This window comes from Hyphomicrobium sp. (assembly GCF_051860585.1).
In the GTDB taxonomy this organism is placed as follows: Bacteria; Pseudomonadota; Alphaproteobacteria; order Rhizobiales; family Hyphomicrobiaceae; genus Hyphomicrobium_C.
This window is the reverse complement of the sequence record NZ_JBHYDS010000005.1, coordinates 316,336-336,628: the sequence shown is the minus strand read 5'-3', so window position 1 is coordinate 336,628 and position 20,293 is coordinate 316,336. Positions and strand designations below refer to the sequence as shown.

The 20,293-nt window shown below is 64.5% G+C and carries 17 protein-coding genes; 10 read left to right on the top strand and 7 right to left on the bottom strand.

From position 1 onward, the window contains the following. Positions 1-517: 517 nt before the first annotated feature. The 3 genes from scpA to ACTIFK_RS10780 all read right to left on the bottom strand — a co-directional run bounded on the left by scpA (position 518) and on the right by ACTIFK_RS10780 (position 5,148). Positions 518-2,686: a methylmalonyl-CoA mutase gene (gene scpA, locus ACTIFK_RS10790; protein ID WP_439543070.1), complete on the bottom strand. Its 2,169-nt coding sequence runs from the start codon at positions 2,684-2,686 to the stop codon at positions 518-520. Between the two features lie 69 nt (positions 2,687-2,755). After that, the gene (locus tag ACTIFK_RS10785; RefSeq protein ID WP_439543069.1) at positions 2,756-3,229 is read right to left on the bottom strand and encodes a hypothetical protein; all 474 of its coding nucleotides are present in this window, start codon (positions 3,227-3,229) and stop codon (positions 2,756-2,758) included. Further along, positions 3,226-5,148, bottom strand: coding sequence for a methylmalonyl-CoA mutase family protein (locus ACTIFK_RS10780; RefSeq protein WP_439543068.1), 1,923 nt, complete (start codon positions 5,146-5,148; stop codon positions 3,226-3,228). Before ACTIFK_RS10780 ends, ACTIFK_RS10785 begins: the two co-directional genes overlap by 4 nt. Positions 5,149-5,478: 330 nt before the next feature. Between ACTIFK_RS10780 and ACTIFK_RS10775 the strand changes: the two genes are divergently transcribed. After that, positions 5,479-6,999 carry a helicase HerA-like domain-containing protein gene (locus ACTIFK_RS10775; protein ID WP_439543067.1) on the top strand — a complete coding sequence of 507 codons (1,521 nt, stop codon included), beginning with the start codon at positions 5,479-5,481 and terminating at the stop codon, positions 6,997-6,999. Positions 7,000-7,078: 79 nt separating this feature from the next. Then, positions 7,079-8,341 (top strand): hypothetical protein, encoded by a 1,263-nt coding sequence (locus ACTIFK_RS10770; RefSeq protein ID WP_439543066.1) that lies wholly within the window; start codon positions 7,079-7,081, stop codon positions 8,339-8,341. Positions 8,342-8,667: 326 nt separating this feature from the next. Here the strand turns inward: ACTIFK_RS10770 and ACTIFK_RS10765 are convergent, their stop codons facing one another. Continuing rightward, complete coding sequence (locus ACTIFK_RS10765) at positions 8,668-9,258, bottom strand: superoxide dismutase (RefSeq protein ID WP_439543065.1); 591 nt, start codon at positions 9,256-9,258, stop codon at positions 8,668-8,670. A 389-nt stretch (positions 9,259-9,647) separates the two neighbouring features. Between ACTIFK_RS10765 and ACTIFK_RS10760 the strand changes: the two genes are divergently transcribed. The 7 genes from ACTIFK_RS10760 (at position 9,648) to ACTIFK_RS10730 (ending at position 16,519) form a co-directional block, all read left to right on the top strand. Continuing rightward, positions 9,648-11,126: an efflux RND transporter periplasmic adaptor subunit gene (locus tag ACTIFK_RS10760; RefSeq protein WP_439543064.1), complete on the top strand. Its 1,479-nt coding sequence runs from the start codon at positions 9,648-9,650 to the stop codon at positions 11,124-11,126. Next, a complete protein-coding gene (locus tag ACTIFK_RS10755; protein ID WP_439543063.1) occupies positions 11,123-11,893 on the top strand; it encodes an ABC transporter ATP-binding protein in 771 nt (256 codons plus the stop codon). The genes ACTIFK_RS10760 and ACTIFK_RS10755 overlap by 4 nt, the downstream gene beginning before the upstream one ends. Further along, positions 11,890-13,122: an ABC transporter permease gene (locus ACTIFK_RS10750; protein WP_439543062.1), complete on the top strand. Its 1,233-nt coding sequence runs from the start codon at positions 11,890-11,892 to the stop codon at positions 13,120-13,122. Before ACTIFK_RS10755 ends, ACTIFK_RS10750 begins: the two co-directional genes overlap by 4 nt. 205 nt (positions 13,123-13,327) lie before the next feature. Then, positions 13,328-13,639: an H-NS histone family protein gene (locus tag ACTIFK_RS10745; protein WP_439543061.1), complete on the top strand. Its 312-nt coding sequence runs from the start codon at positions 13,328-13,330 to the stop codon at positions 13,637-13,639. 482 nt (positions 13,640-14,121) lie between these two features. Next, positions 14,122-14,436, top strand: a complete 315-nt coding sequence (groES, locus tag ACTIFK_RS10740; RefSeq protein WP_439543060.1) for a co-chaperone GroES — start codon at positions 14,122-14,124, stop codon at positions 14,434-14,436. Positions 14,437-14,490: 54 nt separating this feature from the next. Next, positions 14,491-16,137 carry a chaperonin GroEL gene (gene groL / locus ACTIFK_RS10735; RefSeq protein WP_439543059.1) on the top strand — a complete coding sequence of 549 codons (1,647 nt, stop codon included), beginning with the start codon at positions 14,491-14,493 and terminating at the stop codon, positions 16,135-16,137. 163 nt (positions 16,138-16,300) lie between these two features. Continuing rightward, positions 16,301-16,519: a hypothetical protein gene (locus ACTIFK_RS10730; protein WP_439543058.1), complete on the top strand. Its 219-nt coding sequence runs from the start codon at positions 16,301-16,303 to the stop codon at positions 16,517-16,519. A gap of 139 nt (positions 16,520-16,658) precedes the next feature. On the opposite strand, the gene ACTIFK_RS10725 is transcribed toward ACTIFK_RS10730, so the two are convergent. From ACTIFK_RS10725 to ACTIFK_RS10715, 3 genes are read right to left on the bottom strand one after another with little or no spacing between them, the layout of a single operon-like run. Further along, a complete protein-coding gene (locus ACTIFK_RS10725; RefSeq protein ID WP_439543057.1) occupies positions 16,659-17,921 on the bottom strand; it encodes a CCA tRNA nucleotidyltransferase in 1,263 nt (420 codons plus the stop codon). Positions 17,922-17,958: 37 nt separating this feature from the next. Continuing rightward, entirely contained in the window at positions 17,959-18,255 is a 297-nt protein-coding gene (locus tag ACTIFK_RS10720; protein WP_439543056.1) for a DUF6111 family protein, read from the bottom strand. Next, positions 18,252-18,923, bottom strand: a complete 672-nt coding sequence (locus tag ACTIFK_RS10715; RefSeq protein WP_439543055.1) for a CoA pyrophosphatase — start codon at positions 18,921-18,923, stop codon at positions 18,252-18,254. Before ACTIFK_RS10715 ends, ACTIFK_RS10720 begins: the two co-directional genes overlap by 4 nt. 165 nt (positions 18,924-19,088) lie before the next feature. Between ACTIFK_RS10715 and ACTIFK_RS10710 the strand changes: the two genes are divergently transcribed. After that, positions 19,089-20,288 carry a hypothetical protein gene (locus ACTIFK_RS10710; RefSeq protein WP_439543054.1) on the top strand — a complete coding sequence of 400 codons (1,200 nt, stop codon included), beginning with the start codon at positions 19,089-19,091 and terminating at the stop codon, positions 20,286-20,288. The last annotated feature ends 5 nt before the right edge of the window (positions 20,289-20,293 follow it).

Here is a 20,293-nt window from a genome sequence, read left to right as displayed (position 1 = left end):
TGGACGTAGGGCTTTCCCATCGCAACACCTCGCCGACAAGGTGTTGCACTTCGTTTGTGAACTCAGGGGACCCACGCCAGTCGCCGCAAACTCAACTTGGAAATTGCCTGCGACGCCCGCCGGTGCCGCGTCAGTTCGTTCTCTCAACCGACGAACCCGCTGACCCTCGCGTGGGTGCCGGCCTTCGCCGGCATGACGGTGGTTTAAGGCTGCCGGGGCGATATTGATGAGGATGAGGTAAAGTCGGATCAGCCCTTCTGATAGCGCCATGCCCGCACGGCACCATCTCCTTCGCTAGCCCCTTAAATGCAAGAGACGAATAAAGCGAAGGCGATGCCCCGCGTCGCGCTTTCAAAACTGGCATACAAAATGTCCGCAAAGACGGGAAGGATCACAAATCCCGCCGCGAAAATCGCCATCAGTCGGCCGAAACCGCGCCAGAAGCCATCCCAGAAGACAGGCCATGGCCAACTATCGGAGCCAATCTTTCTCGTCATTTTTTGACCAACCCGCCAACCTACTCCGCTGCCGCCTTGGTGTACCCGTACTTCTCATTCAGCTTGTTGATCAGGTCCGCTGCCGCCTTCGGGATGTTCGTGCCCGGGCCGAAGATCGCGGCCGCACCGGCGGCGTACAGCGCCTCGTAATCGTGCGGCGGGATCACGCCGCCGACGACGACCATGATGTCCTCGCGGCCATCCTTGGCGAGTGCGCCCTTGAGATCCGGCACCAGCGTCAGATGCCCGGCCGTCATGGTCGAGACGCCGATCACATGCACGTCGTTCTCGACCGCCTGGCGCGCCGCCTCGTCTGGCGTCGCGAACAATGGCCCGATGTCGACGTCGAAGCCGAGATCGGCGAACGCGGACGCGATCACCTTCTGCCCGCGATCGTGGCCATCCTGGCCCATCTTGGCGATCAGAATGCGCGGCCGCCGACCATCGACCTTCTCGAACGCCGCCGCCATCTTGATGACCGTGCCGACATCGTCGTTCATGGAGCCTGCCTCTGATCTGTAGACGCCGGAGATGGTGCGCACTTCCGCGCGGTGGCGCGTGTACACTTTTTCCAATGCATCCGAAATTTCGCCGACGGTGGCCATCGCGCGCGCCGCCTTGACGCCGAGGTCGAGCAGGTTCGCGTTGCCCTTTGCGCCTTCGGTCAGCGCGTTGAGGGCGGCCTGAACGTCTGCCTCGTTGCGTTCGCCGCGCAGACGCTTGAGCTTGGCGAGCTGCTGCTCGCGCACGGAGTGGTTGTCGACCTTCAGAAGGTTGATCTTGAGGTCTTCGGTCGTGCGCAGCTTGTTGATGCCGACGATCGTCTGCCGCCCGCTGTCGATACGGGCCTGCGTGCGCGCGGCCGCTTCCTCGATGCGGATCTTCGGGATGCCCGCCGCGATCGCCTTCGCCATGCCGCCGAGCTTCTCGACCTCGTCGATGTGCTTCATCGCCTTGAGCGCCAGCTCGTAGGTCAGCCGCTCGATGAAGTGACTGCCGCCCCACGGATCGATCGGACGCGTCGTGCCGCTCTCCTGCTGCAGCACCAACTGAGTATTGCGCGCGATACGGGCGGAGAAGTCGGTCGGCAAGGCGATGGCTTCGTCGATGCCGTTGGTGTGCAGCGACTGCGTATGGCCTTGCGTCGCCGCCATGGCTTCGATGCAGGTGCGCGTCGCGTTGTTGAAGATGTCCTGCGCCGTCAAGCTCCAGCCGGACGTCTGGCTGTGCGTGCGCAACGAGAGCGAGCGAACGTCCTTCGGCGCGAACTCGCGCTTGATCAGCGTCGCCCACAGCAGGCGCGCGGCCCGCATCTTGGCGATCTCCATGTAGTAGTTCATGCCGATCGCCCAGAAGAACGACAGGCGCGGCGCGAACTTGTCGATGTCGAGGCCGCCGGCAACGCCCGCGCGGGCATATTCGATGCCGTCGGCGATGGTGTAGCCGAGCTCCAGGTCCGCCGTCGCGCCCGCTTCCTGCATGTGGTAGCCGGAAATCGAGATCGAGTTGAACTTCGGCATGTGGGCCGACGTGTAGGCGAAGATGTCGGACACGATCCGCATCGAGGGATCGGGCGGATAGATGTAGGTGTTCCGCACCATGAATTCTTTGAGGATGTCGTTCTGGATCGTACCGGCGAGCTTCGAAGCCGGCACGCCCTGTTCCTCGCCCGCCACGATGAACAGCGAAAGGATCGGCAGCACGGCCCCGTTCATCGTCATCGAGACGGTCATGTCCTGCAGCGGAATGGAATCGAACAGCGTCCGCATGTCGTAGATGCTGTCGATGGCGACGCCCGCCATGCCGACATCGCCACGCACGCGAGGATGATCCGAGTCGTAGCCGCGATGCGTCGCGAGATCGAAGGCGACCGAGAGGCCCTTCTGTCCGGCCGCGATGTTGCGGCGGTAGAATGCGTTTGAATCTTCAGCCGTCGAGAAGCCGGCGTACTGGCGCACCGTCCAGGGCTGCGTGACGTACATCGTCGGGTATGGCCCGCGCACAAAGGGCGCGATGCCGGGCCACGTGTCGAGGAAGTCCAGCCCCGCCGTGTCGGCCTCCGTGTAGACGGGCTTGACCGGGATGCCCTCCGGCGTCGCGAAGGTTTCGCCGTCCGGCAGGGACGAAGCTGTGTCCGCCTTCCGCGCGTTTTCGAGCTTGACCTGGGTGAAGTCCGGAATGGTGGTCATGCCTTAGTCTTCTCTTGCTGGGCTCAAAAAAGGGCAACGTCCGAAGAGTGTAGTCCAGAATGGCCGGAGTTACGAAGTGAAGCGGCCGGTCCGGGCCGGAAGTGGGCGCGTCAGAAGCCAGAACACCAAGCCGCCAACGCCGCCGGATAGGCCGTGGTAAACGGCCATTTCGCCGACAGCGGCCCAGGTGCTCGTGCCGTCCGTCGGAACGAACAGACCGAGAAACGGCAGCATCCAGAGAAGCGCCGCGAGTGCTGAAAAAGCGAGATAGCCTGCGAGATCGCGAAAGGATCCCGCAGACGACGTGCGCAGAAGCCTGCGGATGACGAGCAGTGCGGGTATCCCGGGAAGTGCCGCATAGACGAGCCCGGCAGGGATGAACGCTCGAGCCGGATCTTCGGATAATCCCCGTCCAAACACGAGGACGAGGCCGATCGTGCCGGCAACGAACGAGGCGAATACGGCGGCGAAGACGACGCCAAGCAATCCCGATTGCGTTCCAGCACCGGGAGCTTCGGTCATGCTTGCGCAGCGGTCGCTCACGCCACAACTCCGAGTTTGTCGTGCAGCCCTTTGAGGGTAGCCACGGCATCCGCGCCCGCAAACAGGAACTGATCGACGCCAGCCGCCCTGAGGGCAGCTTCCTTGTCGCCTGGGCGGCCCGCCATCAGCACGAACTTCGCGCCCGCAGCCTTGAGAGCTTTCGCGGTCGCTTCCGCGTGCTCGGCGTTAAGCGCGTCGGACGAGCAGATGCACGCCATGGTTGCGCCGGACGCCTTGAAGGCGCTGGCCGCTTCATTGGCCGATGCATAGCCTTCGGTCGTCAGCGAGGCGATGCCACCGGCGGCGAGGTAGTTCTTGACCCACGTCGAGCGCCCGGTGTGATCGATCACCGCGCCGATGCTGGCCAGGAACACGGCCGGCTCCGGGTTGCCCTTTGATGCGAATGCGTCTGATGCGTCGCGCAGTTTCTCGAACGGCTCGGCAAGCCGGTGCGGAACGAGCGGACGCACCATCTGCTTGGTGAGGACGGGAGGAACGGGTGCGGCCGGCAAAACCGACACGCCATCGTCGCCAAGCTGCGGGAACGCGGAGACGCCCGTGAGATCCTGCTTGCCGGTCGCGATGGCTTTCGCGCGCGTCGCGGCGTCGGCTGCGACGCGGTCCTGGATGAAGTCCTGGTCGAGCGCGGCGATGATGCCGCCCTTGGCCTCGATCTCCTGCATTAGGCCCCACGCGGCCTTCGCAGTCTCGTCCGTCAGCGCCTCGATGAACCAGGAGCCGCCCATCGGATCGACCACGCGGCCGAGCCAGCTCTCTTCCTGCAGCACGATCTGGATGTTGCGCGCGCAGCGGCGCGCGAAGTCGTCCGCTTCCCCGAGCGCCGCCGTGAACGGCAGCACGGTCATGGCATTCGCCCCGCCGAGCGCCGCGCCTGCGCAGGCGAGCGTCGAGCGCAGCATGTTGGTCCATGGGTCGCGCTGGGCCATGACGCGCAGCGAAGCGCGCGCGGAAATGTGGAGCGAGCCTGCCGCGTCGCCTGCGCCGGACGCGTCGGCGATGCGCCAGATCAGGCGGCGCGCAGCGCGAAGCTTGGCAACCGAGGCGAACAGGTCGGTGTCGGTCGAAACGGCGAACGAAATCTGGGCAAGGGCGTCCGCAGGTGTGATCCCTGCCGCCTCGAACATCCGCAGGTAGGCGATGAGCGTTGCTCCGAGGGCAGCCAGCTCGAACGCGTCCGTGGCGCCGGCCTCATGATAGAGGCTGCTGTCGACGCGTAGGGTCCGCATGGCGGGCGCTTCGGCGTGGGCCTCGCGGGCCAGCGCCATGGTCTCGGCGAAAGTCTGCTCGACGGGAGCGGGAAGGCTGCCCCAGCGGGCGAGGGAGCCGATCGGATCGAGCCCAAGAAAGATGACAGCGGACTTGGGCGGGATGTCGAGCCCGGAGAGCGCGGCGAGGAGGTGGCTGGCTGCCGTGTTTGCGTCGAGACCCGCCTTGAGCTCCAACGGCGCGAGGTCGAGCCGCATGCCGCGCAGCGCAGCGGTCATGTCGGCGGCGCTTTCGATCCGGCAGCCGGCCTGACCCGGGGCTTCGATCTCAAGCAGCACGCCATTGCTGCCGCCATTCAGCTCGGTCAGAATTTCCGTATTGGCCCGGTCCGGGTCGGTCGCGCGGATGGCCTGGCGGATTTCCCAGCCAAGTCCGGCGACGGTCGCACTCGCCCCACGTGTGAAGGGAGCTTGGCCCGGCAGCGCCGACTGCTGGCCCTGATCAGCCGTCGCACGCATATAGATCGGCTCGATCCGAATGCCGTCCGCCGTCCGCGTGACGAGCTTCTTTTCGAAGTCCGCGCCCTTGATCGCCTTGTCGACCAGGGCGAGCCATTGATCGCGTGTCGCCGCCTCGAAATCCGACGCGAGAGGAATTGCCGAGGCGCCAGCAGCGGGGTCAGTGGCCGTCATGTCGTTCTTGATCCTCGTTCATACGGGTCCGGGCTAGGCGGGACAGGCCGAACATCAGGGATTTCTATAGGGAAAACCACAAGCGCGCGCACGCGGAAAGGGGGTTTGTGACGGGTCCGCGACGGTTCGGCGCGCTTGTCGCGCCCGCCGCCCAGGGGAACGCGCCCGGGAATTTCCCCAGCTTGGCGAAGCGGGCCATGCAACTGAATTTGCAATGCGAGGGGCGGCGTGCAAAGACGGCCTTCATGTGGGATTCAGTCCGAGTCGGCCGTCTGGAACCGCCGCCATCGCGCTGAGGCACACGCTGTGAGCGTCACTTCGGAGAGCGGAATGAGCGAGTCGGTGTTGGCTGACGGCAAGATTTTCATCGGCAAGAGCGTGAAGCCCGAATACCTGGAGCTCCGCTTTGCGAACCGCCACGGCCTGATCACGGGCGCGACCGGCACCGGCAAGACGGTGACGCTGCAGGGCTTGGCCGAGGGCTTTTCCGCCGCCGGCGTGCCGGTCTTCGCCGCCGACATCAAGGGTGACCTCTCGGGTGTTGCGGCCGTCGGTGATCCGAAGGATTTCCTTGTCAAACGTGCCGCTGAGGTCGGCCTCGGCTCGGATTGGCACCAGCGCGCCTACCCGACCATCTTTTGGGACGTGTTCGGCAAGGAGGGCCACCCCATCCGCGCCACCGTGCTCGACATGGGCCCGTTGCTCCTGTCGCGCATGCTCGAACTCAACGAGGTCCAGGAAGGCGTCCTCAACATCGCCTTCCGCGTCGCCGCCGACGAAAAGATCCCGGTGCTCGACCTCAAGGATCTACGCACCATCATTTCCAACGTGGCCGAGCGCTCCAAGGAGCTGATCGCCAAGTACGGCAACGTCGCGACGACGTCCGTGGGCGCCATCCAGCGCCGCCTGCTGGTGCTGGAGGAGCAGGGCGCCGACCAGTTCTTCGGTGAGCCGTCGCTCGACATCAACGACTTCATGCGCCTGGCGCCGGACGGCCGCGGCGTCATCAGCATTCTCTCCGCCGACAAACTGATGGAGAAGCCGCGCCTCTACACCACGTTCCTGCTCTGGATGCTGACCAAGCTCTGGCAGACGCTTCCTGAAGCCGGCGACCTTCCGAAGCCCAAGCTCGTCTTCTTCTTCGACGAGGCACATCTGCTGTTCAGCGAGGCGCCGAAGGCGCTGCTGGAGCGCATCGAGCAGATCGCCCGCCTGATCCGCTCGAAAGGCGTGGGCGTCTACTTCATCACGCAGAACCCGATGGACGTGCCGAACTCGGTCTCCGCCCAGCTCGGCAATCGCGTCCAGCACGCGTTGCGCGCCTTTACGCCCCAGGAACAGAAAGCGGTCAGGTCCGCCGCGGAAACCTTCCGCAAGAACCCTGACCTCGACACCGCGCGCGTGATCTTGGAGCTGAAGGTCGGCGAGGCGCTCGTCTCGACCCTCGAGAACAAGGGTGAGCCGTCGATTGTCCAGCGCACGCTGATCCGCCCGCCCGAAGGCCGCGTCGGCCCCGTCACCGCCGACGAGCGCCTGAGCGTCATTGAGTACAGCCCGGTCTACGGGAAGTACGAGGAGACGATCGATCGCGAGAGCGCGCACGAAATCCTGACCAAGCGCGCCGACAAGGCGACGGACGCAGCCGGCGCCGGCAGCGGCGGTGGTGGTTGGGGCGACATCATTTTCGGCGGCGGCGGCGGCGGCACGACAGCCGACGGCAAGCCCAAGGGAAGGCCGAGCCAGGGCATGGGCGAAATGATCGGCAAGGATCTTCAGCGTTCGATTTCACGCACGATCGCCACCACGATCAAGAACATCATCATCAAGTCGATCACCGGACGCAGCCGCTAAGGCGCATCCGAAGTCCGCGTTTGCGTCGCAGCTTAAACGGGGAGCCTCGGGCCAAATCCGGCCCACGCTTTGGAAACAGATGGCGCGCATCCTCATTTGCCACGTGCCAAAGGACGGCAGCGTTGCCCGCGATCTCGGATCCGCGCTGATGGGGCGCGGCCACTTCGTCTCGTTTGACGGAGAGCCGGATCAGCCGCGCGACGACCGGTCGGCCCGCCTGCGCCAGTTTGAGGCCGTGATCGTCGTCTGGACGGAAACGTCGGCGCAGAACGCCGGATTGTCCGACATCGCCCGCGAGGTCATGCCGCTCAACCAGCTCGTGCCGGTACGCGCCGAAGATCTTTCGACGGCCCGCCTGCCGCTGATGTTTCGCAAGTTGAGCATGATCGCCCCGCGCGACATCGACGGCATCGCGCGTGTCGTGGCCCGCATGAGCACAGCCGCATCGTCGCTGCGAGAGATGGCTGAGCGCGACACGGCTCGGCGCACGGCATCCACCGCCACCGAGCAGTCCGCGGCCAACGCAGGGCGGGGGTCTCCCTATGTCGCCGGCCGTCCTCGCCCGAAAAGTGCCGATCCCGCAGCCCGCGTTCAGGGCGACACGTTTCAGTACAAGCCCAGCCAAGACAAACCGGGTCAAGATAGGCAAGGCCAGGACAAGACGGCCGCGCCGCCACCGGTTGTCGAGTCGAGCGCCGCCGTGTGGGCGCGCCCTCTGCTCGCCCTCCCGGAAGTGGACGCCGACGCGGCGGCCTACGGCGAACGCCAAACGGTCGGGAACGCTGCGCACGGACCGGCACGCGACGCTCGGCCGTCCGGCTCGCACCAGGAGCGCCCATCGGCTGCTGTCGTAACGGCGGAGGATTTGGGCCGCGCTGTGGATGCCGGGCTGCTCGTGCAGCGCATCCCCGGCACGATGTGGCTCGGAGAGCCGGCCACGGTCGAGTTCACGCTCGGCCGCGACTTCATTGCCGGCCTCTTTCAATCCGGCGCGCCGCAGGATGTCGCCGAGGTCCGCCAGTCTCTGGAAACGCTGTCACTCAGCCTCTATGGCGAGGCGGATGCTTTTGAAATCGAGCGCCAGTCCGAGCGCACTCAGTTCGTGAACCTCAAGCTCGCCATGGCGGCGCGCGACCCCGAGACGTTCGGGCGCTGGGCTTGGCTCGTGACCCCGCGCGCGGCCGGTGCGCACGACGTGGTGGTGCGCGTGTCCGCGCTCATGCGCGACCGCAATGGCGTCCCCGCGCCCGTCGCTTTGCCGGATCGCCGCTTCTCCATCACCGTGGACGTGCCGGCGAACACGAGTCTCGTGTCCGCGATCGCGGGCTGGGTTCGCCGCTGACCACCGTCGGGATGTACGCAGTTTCCCCAAGCCGATAGCGACACGGAACCGCTAGCCGGTCACTCTTGGACGTTTGTGTGGGTGCCGGCCGTCCAAGCGAGGCATGGCTGCCATGACGCCGGCATGACGATCAACTGTAGGCAGCCGCGGGCCGCAAATCCTCCGTCATCCCGGCGCAGGCCGGGACCCACGCAAGCGTCAAAAAATGCCACGGTTGAATCGGGCATTCCCCGCGGGAAACGTTCCGACAATCCGCTGCACGCGAAACGAAAAAGCGCGGGACCCTGGGGATCCCGCGCTAATCAAAGTCTGCGATGGTCCGGGCGTCAGCCCGCCATTTCCTCGACGTGCTCCCAGTTGACCAGATTGTCGAACCAGGCCTCGAGATACTTCGGACGCGCGTTGCGGTAGTCGATGTAGTAGCTGTGCTCCCACACATCGACGCCGAGGATCGGCTGGGCGCCGTGCATCAGCGGGTTTTCGCCGTTCGGTGTCTTGCTCACTTCGAGCTTGCCGTCGCGGACGGCAAGCCAGGCCCAGCCCGAGCCGAACTGCGTCGTGCCGGCGTTGATGAAGTCCGCGCGCACCTTGTCGAACCCGCCATAGCCGTCGACGAGCTTTGCAACCGAGCCGGGAAGCTTGGTGCCGCCGCCGCCCTTCTTCATCCACTGCCAGAAGTGGAGGTGGTTGTAGTGCTGGCCAAGGTTGTTCACGAGCGGCTGGTTCTTGCCGGCATAGGCGGCCGTACAGATCTCCTCGAGCGGCTTGCCCTCGAGACCGGAGCCGACGATCAGCTTGTTGCCGTTGTCGACATAGGCCTGATGATGCTTGTCGTGATGGTAGGTCAGGGTCTCGGCCGACATGTACGGCGCCAGCGCGTCGTAGGCGTAGGGGAGATCAGGGAGCTTGAAGGTCACGGGAATTCTCCGTTTGGGCGGAAGATAGTTCCCAATGCCTACCGGCTCGGACGGTTCCGTTCAAGCTTTGTCGGCCAGCCGCACGCCGTTGTGAAAGCTGCCGAAAAAAAGAGGGCGAGGATGAGGGGGAGGAAGCAGGGGTGCACCGACCCTGAACGATGCACCCCCATGGATCACGCCGGGGAAGATAAGGATCTCAGGGTAAAGACACCCTAGGACCGCGCCGCTGAACCCCCTCTGAATGGCGCGTTCACCTGCCGTTCATCGATGTGGCGGATTTGTGCCAGCCCCCGGTTTGACGCCGAAATGCCGGCCGGCGCGCGACGGAAGTTTCACAGGCGCGCGTCTTCCACTAGGGATACTGGAGAGTTTGAGGCAAACGGCAGGCGATGAAACGACGGATCAGTTCACTTTTTACACTCGCCGTGCCGGTCGCGGCTGCGGGCCTTGTGGGCTTTTGGCTGATTGGAGCGCCCGCCCAGACCGGGCAAGTGGTCTACGAGACGTCGCCCGCGTCCAAGGGTCAGATCCGCAAGATCGTGTCGACCTCAGGCCCCGTGCGCGCCCTCGTGACCGTCAGCGTAGGGTCCCAGCTCTCCGGTCAGGTGGAAGAGGTCAAGGTCGACTTCAATACCGAGGTCAAGCCGGGCGACATCCTGGCCACCATCGATTCCAAGACGTTCGCTTCCCGGGTCACCCAGGCGAAAGCGGACCTGATGGCCGCCGAGGCCGCCTTGGCCAACCAGGAAGCAGCGAAGAAAAAGGCCATCGCCATTCTCGAAGCCGCCGAGACCAATGTCGAGCGCCAGCAGAACCTGGCGGACAAGCGGCTGTCTCCTCAATTGACGCTGGAAACCGCGCTCCGCGACCGCGACGTCGCCAAGGCTGAAATTTCCGTGGCCGACGCTCAGGTGATGAGCGCCCGCGCGACCATCGAGCAGCGCAAGGCGTCACTCGACCAGGCCTCCATCGATCTCGACCGCGCAGAAATCCGCTCGCCGATCGACGGCACCGTGATCTCGCGCACCGTCGACCCCGGACAAACGGTGGCCGCAAGCCTGCAGGCGCCGGAGCTGTTCAAGATCGCCCAGGATCTCTCCCGCATCCGCATTGAAGCGCAGGTCAACGAGGCGGATGTCGGAGCGGTCGCCGACGGCAATACGGCGACCTTCACGGTGGATGCCTATCCCGACCGCCAGTTCGAAGGACGCGTGACGCAGGTCCGTCTCGCGGCGACCGAACTCAACAGCGTCGTCACCTACACGGTCATCATCGAAGCCGCCAACGAGGGACGCAAGCTCTTCCCCGGCATGACCGCCAACGTCAATATCGTCTCCGCCACGCGTGACGGCGCGCTCCGCGTTTCGAACGACACCTTGCGCTTCAAACCGAAAACCGATGCAGCCGGAGCCGACCGGCCGCGCGGCGAGGGGGGCCAAGGCGACCGCGGCGGCCAGATGGTCGAGCGGCTCAAAACCGAGGTGGGGCTGACCGACGAGCAGGCCGCCGTCGCGCGCGAGACGATGGCAAAACTCGGACGCGAGATGCGCGACTCGAGCCAGCCGAGCTTCATCGGCGGCGGTCCGGGCGGCGGCGATCGGAGCGCCATGCGCCAGCGCACCATGTCGCGCCTGGAGCAGGCCTTGGCGCCGCTTTTGACGGACACGCAAAAGGCCGCCTTCCAGCGCTGGAAGGACGGCCGCGAGGCCGTGCGGCCTGCCACCGTCTGGGTGCTCGGCAAAACCGGCGTGCCGGAGCGGCGCACGATCAGAACCGGCATTTCCGACGACCAGTTCACCGAGGTCGTGGGCGGGCAACTGGCCGAGGGCGAGGCGGTCATCGTCCGCGCCCGCGACGTGAAATCATGAACGCGATGGAGCGCACGTCCGAGCCCGCTCCGCCATCGCCACCGGCGCTGGGACCGCCGCTCATCGTCGCGCGCGACCTGAGCAAGGTCTATCGCGTCGGCGAACAGGATCTCGTCGCGCTCGATCACGTCTCGCTTGACATCGCGACCGGCGATTTCGTCGCCATCATGGGCCCCTCCGGCTCCGGCAAATCGACCATGATGAACCTGATCGGGGCGCTGGATGTGCCGACGTCCGGGCAACTCGTGCTCGACGGGCGCGATATCGGCACGTTGTCGGTGGATGAACTGGCCGACCTGCGCAACCGGTCCATCGGCTTCGTCTTCCAGCAGTTCAATCTGCTGCCGCGCACGTCGGCGCTCAATCAGGTGATGTTGCCCTTGCTCTACGCCCATCCGCGCCCCGCCGACAGCGCCGAGATGGCGAAGAAGCGCCTGGAGCAGGTCGGCCTCGGCAATCGCATGGATCACACGCCCCGCCAGCTGTCCGGCGGCCAGCAGCAGCGCGTCGCCATTGCGCGCGCGCTCGTTAACAATCCCAAGCTCCTGCTGGCGGACGAGCCGACCGGCGCCCTCGACAGCCGCACGTCCGACGAGATCATGCAGGTGTTCGCCGATCTCAACCGGGCCGGGATCACCGTCGTCGTCGTGACCCACGAGCCCGAAATCGCGCTCTGGGCCGGCCGCCGGATCACCTTCCGCGATGGCCATATCGTCGACGACGTGCGCCAGACGCCGATCGCCGGCGCGACGGAGGCGCAGTCGTGACCTTCTGGGACAGCATCCTCATCGCCGTGCGCGCGCTCCGGGTCAATCTCCTGCGCTCCGTTCTGACCACGCTCGGCATCGTCATCGGCGTGGCCTCGGTCATCATCCTGGTCGCCGTCGGCACCGGCGCGTCGAGTGAAGTCGATCGCCAGATCAAGGCGCTGGGTACGAACATGCTCGTCGTTTTTCCGGGCTCGATGCGCGTCATGGGCCGGGCGGGCGGAGCCGGAACGGACTTGCCGCTCGCCGAATCCGACGTGACCGGCATCCGCGACAGGGTAAGCGGCGTGACCGAGGTGGCAGGCCAGATCGAGGACTCCGCCCCCGTCGTCCGCGGCAGTGCAAACTGGACATCGAGCGTCAGCGGCGTTCACGCGGAATACGCCAGCGTGCGCGATTGGCCGATCAAGTCCGGCCGCGACATCGAGCCGGGCGACGTGCGGACGGGCGCCAAGGTCGCCGTTCTGGGCGCGACCGTCGCCAAGGAAATCTTTCCGGGAGAAGATCCCGTCGGCGCCGCCATCCGCATCAAGAACGTACCGTTTCAGGTCGTCGGCGTGCTCACCGCCAAGGGCCAATCCGTCATGGGGCGCGACCAGGACGACATCGTCCTGATCCCGATCACGACCGCCCGCCTGCGCGTCTCCGGAAAAAGCCAAATCCAGAATGACCGCGTCGGCCGGATCTACGTCAAAGTCGATAGCGGATCGGACATGGCGACGGTGCAGGAGGACATCGAAAACCTGCTGCGCCAGCGCCGCAAAACCCGCGCCGGGACGGAAGACAGCTTTTCCGTGCGCAATCTCGCCGAAACGATGAAGGCGCGCAGCGAAGTGCTGACGACAATGAGCTACCTGCTCGCTGCCACGTCGGTCATTTCTTTGATCGTCGGCGGCATCGGCATCATGAACATCATGCTCGTCTCGGTGACGGAACGGACGCGCGAAATCGGCCTTCGCATGGCTGTCGGCGGCCGGCGAAAAGACATCATGCTGCAGTTCCTCGTCGAGGCCGTTTCGCTTTGTCTGTTGGGCGGATTGATCGGCATCGCGATTGGCGTTTCCGCATCCGCCGTTATTGCATTTGTCGCCGATTGGCCGATTTTGGTTTCGCCGGCGGTGCTCGGTGGCGCACTTGCGGCCGCGGCCGCGACGGGTATCTGCTTCGGACTGTTTCCGGCGCGGCGCGCTGCGCTCCTCAATCCGATCGACGCTTTGCGCAGCGAATAGCCTTTGCGCGGGCTTAAGCGCCAGACACACAACCCATTGATCCAGCACGCGCCTCGATATTGCGACTGCCGTCGCGGGATCGTCGGCATACATATTAAATGTATCGCGACGTTTTTTATCTATTCGCAGGATTTTTGGTGTGAAAAGTCCGTTGGACGAATATAAACGCCACCACGGAACCTTTGAAAGCTGGGACGGAGTAACGATGGCCACCATCAATTACGACAAGATGTCGGTGAAAGAGCTGACGGATCATATTGCGAAGGCGACGAAAGCGCTCAACGCCGCAAAAGATCGCGAACGCGCTGATTTGAAGCACAAGATCGCATCGTTGGCCGAAAATGCTGGTTTCTCAGTGGGCGAACTTTTTGGCGCCCGCGGCCGCGGCAAGTCCGTTGCCGTGAAATACATGAATCCGGATAATCGCTCTGAGACCTGGACGGGTCGCGGCAGAAAGCCGAATTGGCTTGTCGCAAAACTCAACAAGGGCGCCAAGATGGCGGATTTCGCCGTCTAATTGCGCAAAGCTCGAAAGAACGCCGTGCGCCGCTCGTCCAAAACCGGATGGGTGGCGCAATGCTTTTGTGAGCCTGAATGCGGAACCCTTGCGAGAACAAAGCGGCAATATCCCCGCATGGGCCGCTCATAGTGCTGCCAAGGTGGATGATTATGACCTGGAGCTCCGTCGCCTGGGCCGTCTCCCGCTCTGCAATGCGGGGGTGTATACGCGACGGTAACAACTTGCCAGCTATAGGCCGGATTATGCCGCCCGGGCGCCGCCGCTGAGGTAACCACGCCGGCCGATCGGCGGCTGTCGCTGACCCTCGTTAGCACTCAGACCTTGACACTGCTAACAGGGTTTTACATATAGCGGCTGCACACGCCGCGTTCCGCCGGAAAACGGCGGCGGTCTGTGCAACCTCCGGGCCCGGCCCAGATGCCCGCCCGGAGCTGCAGAACCTGAACAGTTTCAACACTTTCAATCATGAGGGTTTACCCATGAAGTTCCGTCCCTTGCATGATCGCGTTGTGGTCAAGCGCCTTGAGGAGGACACCAAGACCGCTGGCGGCATCATCATTCCCGATACCGCCAAGGAAAAGCCCCAGCAGGGCGAAGTCGTCGCCGTTGGCCCAGGTGCCCGCGACGAGCAGGGCAAGGTCATTGCCCTCGACGTGAAGCCTGGCGATCGCGTTCTGTTCGGCAAGTGGTCGGGCACCGAGGTCAAGATTGACGGCGAGGATCTCCTCATCATGAAGGAGAGCGACATTCTCGGCGTGCTCGACGGCAAGGCATCGGCCAAGAAGGCCGCCTAAGCCTTTCATCCCCCTGAATAGCTTTCCCCCGAATATCCGAACGGAGTGCCACACATGGCAGCTAAAGACGTAAAGTTCTCGCAGGAAGCGCGCGAGAAGATGTTGCGCGGTGTCGACATTCTCGCCAACGCCGTCAAGGTGACCCTCGGCCCGAAGGGCCGTAACGTCGTCATCGAGAAGAGCTTCGGCGCCCCCCGCATCACCAAGGACGGTGTGACGGTCGCCAAGGAGATCGAGCTCGAAGACAAGTTCGAGAACATGGGCGCGCAGATGCTGCGTGAAGTCGCCTCGAAGACGGCCGATCTGGCCGGCGACGGCACCACCACCGCAACCGTTCTCGCCCAGGCGATCGTCCGCGAAGGCGCCAAGTCGGTTGCCGCCGGCGCCAACCCGATGGACCTCAAGCGCGGCATTGATCTCGCCGTCGCCGCAGTCGTCGAAGAGCTCAAGGCCAAGTCGAAGAAGGTCACGTCGAACGACGAGATCGCCCAGGTTGGCACCATCTCGGCCAACGGCGATGTCGAAATCGGCGCCAAGATCGCCGAAGCCATGAAGAAGGTCGGCAACGAGGGTGTCATCACCGTCGAGGAATCGAAGAGCCTCGAGACTGAGCTCGACGTCGTCGAAGGCATGCAGTTCGACCGCGGCTACCTCTCGCCGTACTTCATCACCAACGCCGACAAGATGATCGCGGAGCTCGAAAGCCCGTACATCCTGATCCACGAGAAGAAGCTGTCGGGTCTCCAGGCCATGCTGCCGGTTCTCGAAGCTGTCGTTCAGACCGGCAAGCCGCTCCTGATCATCGCTGAAGACGTTGAAGGCGAGGCGCTCGCAACGCTCGTCGTCAACAAGCTGCGCGGTGGCCTCAAGGTTGCAGCCGTCAAGGCGCCTGGCTTCGGCGATCGCCGCAAGGCCATGCTCGAGGATCTCGCAATCCTCACCGGCGGCACGGTGATCTCGGAAGACCTCGGCATCAAGCTCGAGACCGTCACGCTCGATATGCTCGGCCGCGCCAAGCGCGTTTCGATCGACAAGGAAAACACCACCATTGTCGACGGTTCGGGCAAGAAGGCTGACATCGAAGCACGCGTGAAGCAGATCAAGGCGCAGATCGAGGATACTTCCTCGGACTACGACCGCGAGAAGCTGCAGGAGCGTCTGGCCAAGCTTGCTGGCGGCGTTGCCGTCATCAAGGTCGGCGGCGCGACCGAAGTCGAAGTCAAGGAACGCAAGGATCGCGTCGATGACGCGCTGCACGCAACCCGCGCAGCCGTCGAAGAAGGCGTTGTCCCCGGTGGCGGCGTGGCTCTGCTCCGCGCCATCAAGGCTCTCGAAAACCTCAAGAGCGACAACGAAGACCAGAAGGTCGGCATCACGATCGTGCGCAAGGCACTTCAGTCGCCGGCTCGCCAGATCTTCCAGAACGCGGGCGAAGATGGCTCGGTCGTCGCTGGCAAGATCCTGGAAAACAACAAGTACAACTTCGGCTTTAATGCTCAGACCGGCGTTTATTGCGATCTGATTGCCGAAGGCGTCATCGACCCGACCAAGGTTGTCCGTTGCGCGCTTCAGGATGCGGCCTCTGTCGCCGGCCTCCTGATCACGACGGAAGCCATGATCGCCGACAAGCCCAAGAAGGATGGCGCACCTGCCATGCCGATGGGCGGCGGAATGGGCGGCATGGGCGGCATGGACTTCTAAGACCGCGTTTCCGTCAGGCCCTATCAGCCTGACGCGTGAATCGCTGTCTTGAAAAAGTCCGGCCAAATCAGCCGATACAGTCATGAGAGGCCGGAGCGCAGTCGCGCTCCGGCCTTTTTTGCTCTTGCCATTGCCTCGTCACGCCCCACATGCCGGAAAGGCCATGCCAGCATCGAAAACGAGCGAAGGAGGTCATGCCATGCTCGCCATCGAGATCGAGGAACATGCGCGCAAGCTCATGGAAGCCCAGGGCCCCAAGGCACTAGCGGAGGCGGCTCAGAAAGCGCGCAGCTTCGAAGAGCAGGGCTCCGCCGAGCAGGCCGCGACGTGGCGACGGGTCGAAGCGGCGTTGCACCGCTTGCAGGGCCCACGCGCGAAATAGCGAGGCAACGGGCAGCAGGCCAACAATCCAAGCTACTGCCTGACCCGCCTACTGCCTCACTGCCTACTGCCTCACTGCCGACTGCCTTACTGCCGCATTGACTCACCGCTGCCGGCTGCCCGTTGCCTGCTGCCCAATCCTACCGGCTCGCCTTGACGATATTCGACAGGGTGCGGGCGAGCAGATACTCGTCCTTGGGAAAGTCTTCCGAGACCCACCAGTCTTCGAAGGCGCGCAGGATAAGCCCGACGGCCGGGCCCTGCGCCAAGCCGCGCGAGAGAAGATCCGCGCCGCGCACGGGAAGCGCCGGTGCCGTCCACCGCTCTGGCAGGGTGAACCGCCCGCGCCATCGTTCGCAATCCGGTGCGGCATCGCTGCGCGACCACGCCAGCAGCACGCCGTCGCGGAAGGCCTCGGCGCCTAAGCGATAGATGAATGCCCGCGCTGTTTTCTCATCGGCTGAGGGAACGAGCGCCTGGGACGGCAGCGCCACCTGATGGAGCCGGTCCGCTTCCGCATTCGACAGCCGCAGCCTCTCAGCCAACGCGCTGGGGCTCGCGCCCGCGCCGACACCGGCCAGCGCGGCGAGCCGCAGCAGGGCATCGGGTTCGCGGCCGAGCGCGGCTTCGATGGCTGCGAGGCGCGCAAGAGCCTGCACATCGCCCGCCGTTCCAATCAGCGCCTCGAAAAATCCGGCCTCTGCCATGACGCGCGCGATCTCGACCGCGCGTGGCGCTTTGAGCAAGCGCAGCAGCTCGGCCCGAACGCGCTCGGCCGAAAGCTGAACCATCCCCGGCGCCATCTCGATCGCCGCGGCCAACCCGTCGCTGTCCGGCTCCCCCGATGCGTATTCGGCCGTGAACCGGAAAAAGCGAAGGATGCGAAGGTAATCCTCGCGGATCCGTTCGCGGGCCTCGCCGATGAAACGCACCCGCCGCGCCAGCAGATCGCCATAGCCTCCGAGCGGGTCGTGAACCGCACCGTTCGCATCGCAATAGAGCGCGTTGATCGTGAAGTCGCGCCGCTCCGCGTCCTCGCGCCAGTCCTTCGTGAATGAGACCCGCGCCTGCCGCCCGAAGGTCTCGACGTCGCGTCGCAGTGTCGTCACCTCGATCGGTTGGCGATCAGCGATGATAGTCACCGTGCCATGCGCGACACCCGTCGGCACGGCGCCGAGCCCGGCCGCTTCGGCAAGGCGGATGACGTCGGCAGGGAGGGCGGTTGTGGCGATGTCGACGTCCTTGACCGGAGTTCCGAGCAGCGCGTTGCGAACGGCGCCGCCCACCACCCGGCCCTCGTAGCCGCCGTCGGCGAGGATGCCCAGGACGCGCCGGACATTGCCGGCAAGCCAGGCTTCATCCGCAAGGCTTCGCGGGCGCAAATCGCCAGGATCGAGGCTCATATATTGCGGCTCATGTTTCGAGGCCCATGCGACCGCCCTAATCGATGTGGCTCGGCTTGATCTTTCCGTCCTGGAACACGGACGGTTGGTATTGCTGACCGGGACTGCCGCCCGAGGAACTACCGAATACGGCCAGCGTCAGCATGACGAGGATCAACCCGCTCGCAAACAGCCACAACAGAGGAGCGTCGTCGAGCACCGTTGTGATGGGCTGGCCGTCGGTCTCCGTCGGCGCTTCGCGCTCCGCCTTGGCGCGCTGGAATAGGGTCCACGCGATGTAGATGAACGTCGGTAGCAGGAACAGCAGCAGATTTTCGACGATCGTGCGGATCATTCAGTTAACCTCTGGCGCATGTGGCGCAGGATACCGGCTGTTGCGCCCCAGATGAAGCGCCCCGCGAAAGGGATCGCATAAAAATGCCGTTCGATGCCGCCGATCATCCGCGTATGACGCTGATAGTTGCCCAAGTCCATGAGAAACGGCAGCGGCACCTCGAACGTTTCGTCCACTTCGTTGCGATCGAGGCTGAGCGGCACGTCCGGCGGCACGAGACCGATCACGGGCGTGATGCAGAAGCCCGTGCCCGTCAGATAGCAGTCGAGCGACCCCAGCGGCTCGACGAGTGCGGGATCGAGGCCGATCTCCTCGTGGCTTTCCCTGAGGGCGGTCGCCAGCGCGTCGGCGTCCTGCGGCTCGCACTTCCCGCCCGGAAAGGCGATCTGGCCGGCATGCGCGCTCAGGTGCTCGGTCCGGAGCGTAAAGAGCAGCGTGACGACGGGGCGCGCGATGACAGGAATGAGCACGGCGGCCGGACGCGCGGCGCGCATCGCGTCGGCGCTCACGTTGCGCGCGGCGAGATCCGGGTTGAGGTCGAAATCGCTCGCGCCCGCGATTAATTCGGAGCCCCCCGCCGATCTGGGGGGCGGGAGCACGGCCAAGGCGCGGTCTCGGAACGACGAGGGGGTGAAACCGAGGGAATCGGGTGGCAAGGTGAAACTCATGAACGTTTCATAGAGCGGGAACGCCGTACAAGCGAGCGCGACACGCGCGCCACGCCAGATCATCGCCCTATTGTATTGCGACCACGGAAAATGAGCAGCGCGATATTATTGCTTCGAAGGATTTGCAGAATGGATCTCCGGCATACCCCAACAGCCCCCGCATCGATGTTTCGGAGACGGCTGGGCACGATTGTCATGCTGGCGATCGCGGCGATCTGGAGCCTCCCGTCGCCTGGAGTTGCGCGGACGTCGCAGGACTTCGCGCGCACGCTCTCGGAAGCCGACCGCGCCGCCTTCGAGGAGTATCTCTCCGCCAAGGCAACGCATGATTTCAAAAGCGACGCCTATTGGCGGGGCGTCTCCGACAAAAAGGCGCAGCGGAAGGGCAAGCGCGGCCGGGGCGAGGCCGTCGCGGCGAAGGATTACGTCACGTCGTTTCCCCCGAAGTACGACGGCCCGGAATTGTCGGCAGCCCTGGCCAAGCGCTGGCAGGCCTTCCAGGAGGAGGACGACAAGAAAAAGGATCGCGAGCCACCGAAGCCGAAACCGGGTATCGCTGAATTCCTTAGTTATGCCGAAACCGAATACGGGTTTCGGCCCGAGCGCATTCCCGAGCGTGAGTTCAAGCTGCGCTATGCGCGCGAGGCTTTGAAGCTTGGCCTGACCGGCGATCAGGTGGTGCGCGTCTACGCGCTCGAGACGAGCGGCCTCGGCACCGCCGACATGGTGTCCGGCATTCACCCGATCAAGAAAACGGGCACGCCGATTTCGACCGCCATCGGCTACGCCCAGCTTCTTGTCGCCAACACCACCGACGAACTGGTCAAGCATGGGCCGAAGTTTCTCGCCCGGCTGCAGGCCATGGCCACCGACCGGAATTATGATCCCGAGCGGCGCCGCGCTCTCGCGGTGAAACACGACAAGCTCGCGGCGATGTTGAAGGCCGCCAAATCCATTCCGCATCGCTGGGACCAGCACGTCGCATTCGCGCGCACACAGCGCGGCATGGGGATCCACGCCATCAACCTGGACGGCGATATCGGCCCCTGGCTCCAGGTCGTGAAGCTGTATGGCCTGAAGGAAATGGCGGAGAAGGCCGGTATGCCCAACCTGACCGGGGCCGAGATCGAGCTGATGAACCTCGCGGGTCCGGGCACCGCACTAGAAATGATGCGCCCGGCGGCCAAGAACGCCGCGACCACCAATTTCTTCGAACGCTCCGCCTACTTCCGAAACACCATCGTGCGTGACAAGACGAGCGCGGAGCTTCTGGTCGCGCTCGACAAGCGCATGGATCAGAACCTGGTCAACTCCGGCGCCATAGAGTTTTATGAAACCTTCCGCGAAGCGAGCGTCGGAAGGTAGCGATG